The sequence below is a fragment of the Paenibacillus sp. 01T422 genome (assembly GCF_056398785.1).
On the sequence record NZ_JBFTQB010000273.1, the window covers coordinates 1 to 7024 of the forward strand.

General features: G+C 45.5%; 4 protein-coding genes and 1 pseudogene. All 5 read right to left on the reverse strand.

Going from position 1 to position 7024, the window contains the following annotated elements; translation table 11 throughout:
* Window positions 1–331, reverse strand: a pseudogene (locus AC1DUA_RS16680) (sugar ABC transporter permease); the annotation flags it as partial.
* Window positions 332–486: 155 nt separating this feature from the next.
* Window positions 487–2814, reverse strand: a complete 2328-nt coding sequence (locus AC1DUA_RS16685; RefSeq protein ID WP_477500836.1) for a helix-turn-helix domain-containing protein — start codon at window positions 2812–2814, stop codon at window positions 487–489.
* A gap of 1210 nt (window positions 2815–4024) precedes the next feature.
* On the reverse strand, window positions 4025–5062 hold the full coding sequence (locus AC1DUA_RS16690; protein WP_477500837.1) for a zinc-dependent alcohol dehydrogenase: 1038 nt from the start codon (window positions 5060–5062) through the stop codon (window positions 4025–4027).
* Window positions 5063–5105: 43 nt separating this feature from the next.
* Window positions 5106–6098, reverse strand: coding sequence for a hydroxyacid dehydrogenase (locus AC1DUA_RS16695; RefSeq protein WP_477500838.1), 993 nt, complete (start codon window positions 6096–6098; stop codon window positions 5106–5108).
* A gap of 40 nt (window positions 6099–6138) precedes the next feature.
* A partial coding sequence (locus tag AC1DUA_RS16700; RefSeq protein WP_477500839.1) for a Gfo/Idh/MocA family protein occupies window positions 6139–7024 on the reverse strand: 886 nt, incomplete at its 5' end.

Below are 7024 nucleotides of genomic sequence, written 5' to 3' on the forward strand. Positions count from 1 at the left end.
GTGCCAGAAGGATTGGGAAAGGAATTCCTGCGAGCAAACTGTAGAAATTAAGGACTAATGTGTTTTTTAAAAGGGTGCCGAATTCATACGAATTGAAGAATCTTATGAAATGCTTGAATCCCACCCAATCACTGCCTGCGATTCCTTTCGAAGCGATAAAATTTTTGAAAGCAATTTGCGCTCCATACATTGGATAATACTTGAACACAATAATGTAGATAAGAGGCAGCGCTAGTAGAGCGTACAGCTGCCAACTGCGATGCAGCTTCTTAAGGAATGGCATTCGTTTAATCCCTGTATTCGCTTTGGCTAACGTATTTACACTTGCCACCGTTTTCAATTGGGTAACCTCCCCTCGTCGTTGTATAACCTTAATGTAAGGGCTCCCCTGATTAATTGTATATATGAAAACGTTTAACTCCTGTGCAATCCTTAGGATTTGAGCATGTGCAATCGCTTTATGGATGTGCAAATGTTATTTTTTCGCTATAAATTCACTTCTACAGACTTTTGATACACCGTTGCACTAACCCCATGCAGCCTTTTAAATGCCCTGCAGAATGTATTCGATGAGGCGTATCCTACTTGGTCTGCAATTTCTTGAATTGCATAATCCGAATTTCTCAATAAATGCTTCGCTTGCTCCATGCGCAATTGCTCCAGGTAATCTGAGAAATTAATCCCCGTTTGGTCCTTGAAGAACTGTGACAAATAAACCTTGGATACACGAAGCCGATCAGCGGCTTCATCCAGACATAACGCTTTGTCTGCAAAGTCTTTCTGAAGCATCATACGAATATTATCAAGTAATTCAATGTTACGACTTGATCGCTGCTCCATGACATGCCGGCAAATTTTCGAATAGGCCAGACGAATCGCTGCATAATGCTGCTGCAAGCTCTCATACGAAGGCTCCGCCCCATCTATACGCTGAATTTGGGTATAAACATCCTCAGCTTGCATCCCTAATTGTCGTAGCAGCTTAACGAGATTCCCCCACAATTCACCGATAAATAATCGGAGTACGGTTTGTGAAAGGTGCCTTTTCTCAAAGTTTTCCTTATACAATACCTGTAAAAGACGTGTAACCTCTTCCTGCTCTCCAGCCAATGCCACATTCATCAGGCGTCCTTCCATATCCTGCGGATAATGGTAATCATTCAGCGCCGTTGGGAGCTCATCAAACCATTGCAAACCATCCTTGTCCGACCGTACTAAGGCAAACAAAACCTCTCTCGCTTGCTCGTAGGAGCGTGAGATTGTCGTTACTCGGTCGCAGAACCCTCCGATGCCACAATCGGATACAATTTGAAACCGCAAGTTAATCGTTTGACAGACCTGCTCCATTAGTTTCGTTATGTTCTCACGATGTTTGTTCGTGTCATGCGAATACACACTAAGTAATACAGCAATTTGATCCTGCGCCACATCATACGCGAATCCATCAGAGCCTACAAGCTCCCTAATCAACTCTGCGGATGCGAAGCGGACTCGATCCAGATCTTTGAGCAGCAGCTCATTATAGCCGTTGTCATAACCTTGAATTCGAATGAGAGCGACGACATATTGTCTATCTTCATCCTCCATCCCGAGTCCTAGATGCCTCAGCAGGATATCCGCATCCCGTGTAGAGAGGAATTGTCCTTGCATAAGCCTTCTGAAATACGAAGCACGCAATAATGGCACCTGCAGCTCCAACTCGGATTGCAGTTTACGGTTAGAAAGCGCTAGACCTGACACAGCTTCACTTATAAAGCCGTACACATCATGCTGTTTCACTCCACCTCCAACGAATTCTTTCAGTGACTGAGCGAGGTTTCGAAGCGGTTTGCTATTCCGATAAGCAAGAAAATAAGCCATTGAAACACCAATAACTAGAAAAAGCAGCGTTAATGAGAAAATAATCTTTTGAATATAATGAACTTTTCCTAAAAGAATGACTTTGGGTTGACCAACAATATACGTCCACCCATTCATAGTTGATTTCGTATAAGTAACAATGATCGATTGATTATTCAGCTTTTGCTCAACAATTCCATGGTCTTCCTTCAAATCAGCCAATTGGATGGGCAGCCCCATATCTTCGCCAGACAGCGAGCTCATAATACGCCCCTGATCATCCAAAATATAAGCCCAACCACCTTCCGATAAGTTGAGTCCCTGAAATAACTTGCGGATCTCAGCTTGATCAATCATAACCGCGATAACCGCCTGCGGATTACCTGGCAGACCTAACGATTGTAGATACGTCATCATTTGGTAAGAACTATTTCCAATAGTCATGTGTTCAGCGGGAAGAAATGAGCGGGAATGGTAGGTCTGCATCCAATCCTTCCGCATTTTTTCTGTATCTCCACTATCATAAACAGCGATTCGACTAAAGAATTCGTCCATTGTATAGCTCGAACCCGGCGTTAACACAAGGTCGCTATTTTTAAAAAGAATATAATAGTTAAATACAAAGTTATTTGAAAGCTTGAAATCATACAAGCTTTTATTCGTATCGAGAACGGAATAGGTGTTGGCGCCCTGAAAAGGATCTGTTACCGTCATAAATTGAATGACTTTCGTATTGGCGGCTGCTTGACGTCCGATCGAGGTAATCTCGTCCATTCTTCGTTCAAGAATATCTCTACTTTGCTCCAGCACGAGCCTATGATTCTCAGTGGCATCTTTCTCCATCACATGAATGGTTTCTCGGTAGACGATGTAGCCTATTCCTAGCAGCATGCAAATAAATAGAAGATAAGGGATGAGCATACGAATAAAAACCTTATGTCTGACATTCGTATCCGGTACAAGCCATTTACGCATTGATAATTTCCTCCTTGATACTTCTAAGCCAATTGGATAAATTTACTCTCAGTATACCAAAGTATTGTGAGCGCTTGCATAATATTTCGCCCTGCTTGGCGTTGCACGCTGGCTAGCAACCATTTACGCTTGTTTTACGACGCTAACTGTTAAATCCTGCCCACTGCGCCCACTATAACGTTGCAAACATCCTTTCTGCTAACAATTTCCAGGCTGGCTCACTCCCCACCAACTTTTAAGCTTGTTTTACGACGGTAACTGCTACTTCCTGCCTACTATGTCGACTCAATCGTCCCATTAGCAGGAGAAGTTCCATTTATGAACCACAGCCCAAAAACAGGACTTCGCCCGCAATTGCTGGACCTGTTAGGAGCTGATTTGCTAACGGACAGAGCAGACCTTATTGGGACGAAATATGGCTCTACCAAATTCTAACGGACACCAGTGCAGCTATTCACGGTAATTGTATGACAATTGGAGGTGAATTAGTGGGATAACGACACTGGAGTCCGTTAGAGTTGAGAACGGCGAGATTTAATGAGAATAACGGCAATGAGGTCCGTTAAATGTCTGCACGCACCACTCCTGCCGGTACGTCTTTCACGCCGCCCTCATAGGCGCTCCCTACGGCCTCTAACGATGTTTTACATCGTTAGAGCTGCCTCTGCTAGCCCTACACCTCTCTGTAACGTTGTTTCAAATCGTTACAGATGAAAAACAAGGCTCCGTCCCGCTCTGCCTAACTTCTAACGATGTTTTACATCGTTAAGGCTGCCTCTGCWRGCCCTACACCTCTCTGTAACGTTGTTTCAMATCGTTACAGATGAAAAACAAGGCTCCGTCCCGCTCTGCTAGCCGCTAACGATGTTTTACATCGTTAAGGCTGCCTCTGCAGGCCCCACACCACTCTGCAACGATATTTCTCATCGTTACAGATGAAAAACAAGGCTCCGTCCCGCTCTGCCTAATTTCTAACGATGTTTTACATCGTTAGAGCTACCTCTGCTAGCCCTACACCAATCTACAACGATATTTCTCCTCGTTACAGATGAAAAACAAGGCTCCGTCCCGCTCTGCCTAGCCTCTAACGATGTTTTACATCGTTAGAGCTACCTCTGCTAGCCCTACACCAATCTGCAACGATATTTCTCCTCGTTACAGCAAAAAAAGAGCTAAGCATATACAAGCCGCTTAGCCCTCATTCACTTGATTAATTCTGTTTGACCTCACAGTCAATCATGACGTGAATAGTATCTCCTTTATGTTCGTTCCTCAATTGGAAGGCGCGTGCGACTTCCGCAAGTGGGACGATGTGAGTAATCATCTCCTCGGTGTTAACTAACCCATCGAGAACCAATCGCAATCCTTCATCGAAATATCGTCGATTATCGATGTCACGCTTGGGCTCCGTTGAAAGGATATCCAGCCGTTTTTTGTGCACCTTGAAGAAATCAACTGGCTTGTGACAGGTACCAATGCATCCATACATGACAATTCGTCCATTCTGAGCTGCTGCGTTAATCGCATCTACCATGCCCGCTCCTTCCAGAAGACAAGGAATGACCACATCAAAACCTTCTGGAAAGTCCGCTCCCACAATGTCCATCGTATCCGCATGTTCATGAGGGATCTTGTACGTGTGGGTTGCGCCATATTTGCGTGCAAGCGCCAACTTCTCGTCAAACAGATCGGTTACGACCAAATTTCTTGGACTAAACATGTTGATGACTTGTGTCATCACTAGACCACTTACGCCTTGCCCTGTAATTAGTACGTTCTTATTCGGTGAAATATCCCCCAGTTCTGCGGCATGGATAATACCCGGAAGCACTTCAATGAGCGAACCTTCGATTAACGGCAGCTCTTTGGGTAACACCTTCAGCGAGAAAGGGGTACAGACCACATATTCGGCAAAAGCCCCCCAAACATAACGTAGAGCAACATGATCACCTTTCTTGACACCAATCACATTGGGGCCAACTTGATCAATTATCCCTGCAACTTCATGTCCCAATCTGGTAGGGTACGAAATAAATTCAGGTTCGCGCGCACCACGGAATACTTCAACATCACTGCCACATATACCAACCCACTTGACCTTCACCCTTACTTCGCCTTCCTTGGGTTCTGGAATCAAGGCCCGCCTTACACTAATCTCTCCAATGGCGTCCATAACCGCACACATCTGCGTTCCGGGACCATCATAATCAACCAACTCCATGGGAGGAACGGACATTTTTCTAACCATTTGCGTATTTCCCCTTCCATATATATAAGATTACTACAACCTGTTAGGCCATAACTTCCCACATTTTCTCGTTTACTTCATACATCGTCTTCTCTTCCCGCAGGCCTCTGATGATGTCTTCGACCACTTCTTCCATTAACGCAAGATGTCCCTGCACAGAGGCTCCAGCAATATGAGGCGATAATAGTACATTAGGAAAAGTCCGAATAGGATGATCTACAGCGAGAGGCTCTTTTTCAAACACATCTAGAGCAGCAAAAAACCGTCCGCTTTGAAGCTCTTCCATGAATGCCAGCTCATCGACCACAGGACCTCTTGATGAGTTAAGGAAGACAGCACCATCCGGAATAAGCGCCAGCAATTCACGAGTCAACATTCTTTCCGTAGCAGGCAGCTTGGGCGCATGAACCGAAATAATGGGGCAGCTCATAACTTCCTCTAGTAGAGCCCTCTTGGCATTCAACCGAGCCGCTGCTTCTTCACTCAAATAGGGATCATAGATGAGAACATTGACTTGAAAAGGCGCGAGCAGTTTGATAAAAGCGCGAGCCGTAGAGCTAGCTGACACGATGCCAATCGTGCTTCCCGTGAGCTCCCTACCCTTCAAACCAGCAATTTTCCATTTTCCTTCCCGCATGGCGGAATCAAATTCAGGCAAATGCCTAAGTGATGTCAGCAGCGCTGCCAAGCAGTATTCAGCCACACTTAATGCGATTCTTGGAGCTGCCGAGAAAACTTTGACCCCTTGTGCGAAAATCTGTTTCGGAACAAGGCTCTTGACTGTACCTGCCGCATGCCCGATGGCACGAAGCTTGACGGCTTTCTCAAGCATTTCGTCAGTCAAGCTGGGAGAACCCCAACTGGAAATAATCACTTCTGCGTCTGCAATCCGCTCTGAAAGCTCTTCCTGTGTATAGTCACGTCCTGTCTCATTCCACACAGGTTCGAAATAATCATTTATTCGTGTACGGCACGCCTCCGAACAGACTTCATCCAATCGAGATTGTGGTGAAAGCACCAATGTTTTTAACTTCATTGCATAAGTCCCCCTTCGTTTTCCTTAGGTGATCCAAGGCTCACAGCTGCACAACTTGACCGGTACGCATCGATTCGAAACATCCATCGATGACCCTCATTACCTGGATGATTTCCCGGCCTGATGCAAGCGGTTCACGTCCCTCTCGAATAGCAAGGGCAAATTCCTCAAGCTGCCATTTGAAATTAGGGAAGGTAGACTCACAGGTTTCCAGTTGCTCCCCATTCAGGCTAAGCTCATATTCATCTTTCAAATGCAATAAACCGTTCGATCCAATTAAGTATCGCTCATAAATACTGTTCTGTGTCGACCATATCCGCTTGCCAGTGAGCCCAACTTCGTCAGTAGGGCGGCATCCTGCATTAAATGACATCCATACATTCGCCATTTGACCTTCGCCAAAATTCATGGAAATGGCCACTTCATCCTCACCCGACCAATTCGKGTTATTGGAGTGTCCTTGCGCATAGACCGACTTAGGGGCTCCGCCATAAGCCCACTGGATGTAGTCCAGAATATGACTGCCCCACAGCGGAATAATAAATCCTCCAATTTTCGATTCGTCCTTCCACCAATCTGCTGCCGGCTTATCCATATGTGCCAAAAGCATCGCATTGATGTTAATCAAATCGCCAATTGCTTTCTTCCTGACCTGGCGTATCGACTCCATCACAGGTTGATAAAAACGCCGGCTTTGCCCAATCATTAACGTAACGTTATTGGCTTCCGCCGCTTCGGCCATCTCTTCCGCTTCCTGCACATTCATCGCCATTGGCTTCTCTACCAGCACATGTTTCCCGGCGCGAAGCGCCTTAATCGAATATTCAGCGTGAATATCATGTGGTAGAAGCAACAAGAACGCGTCAATATCCGGATCATATACCGCATCATCGTAGGAAGTATAGGTATGCACTCCTTCCCATTTC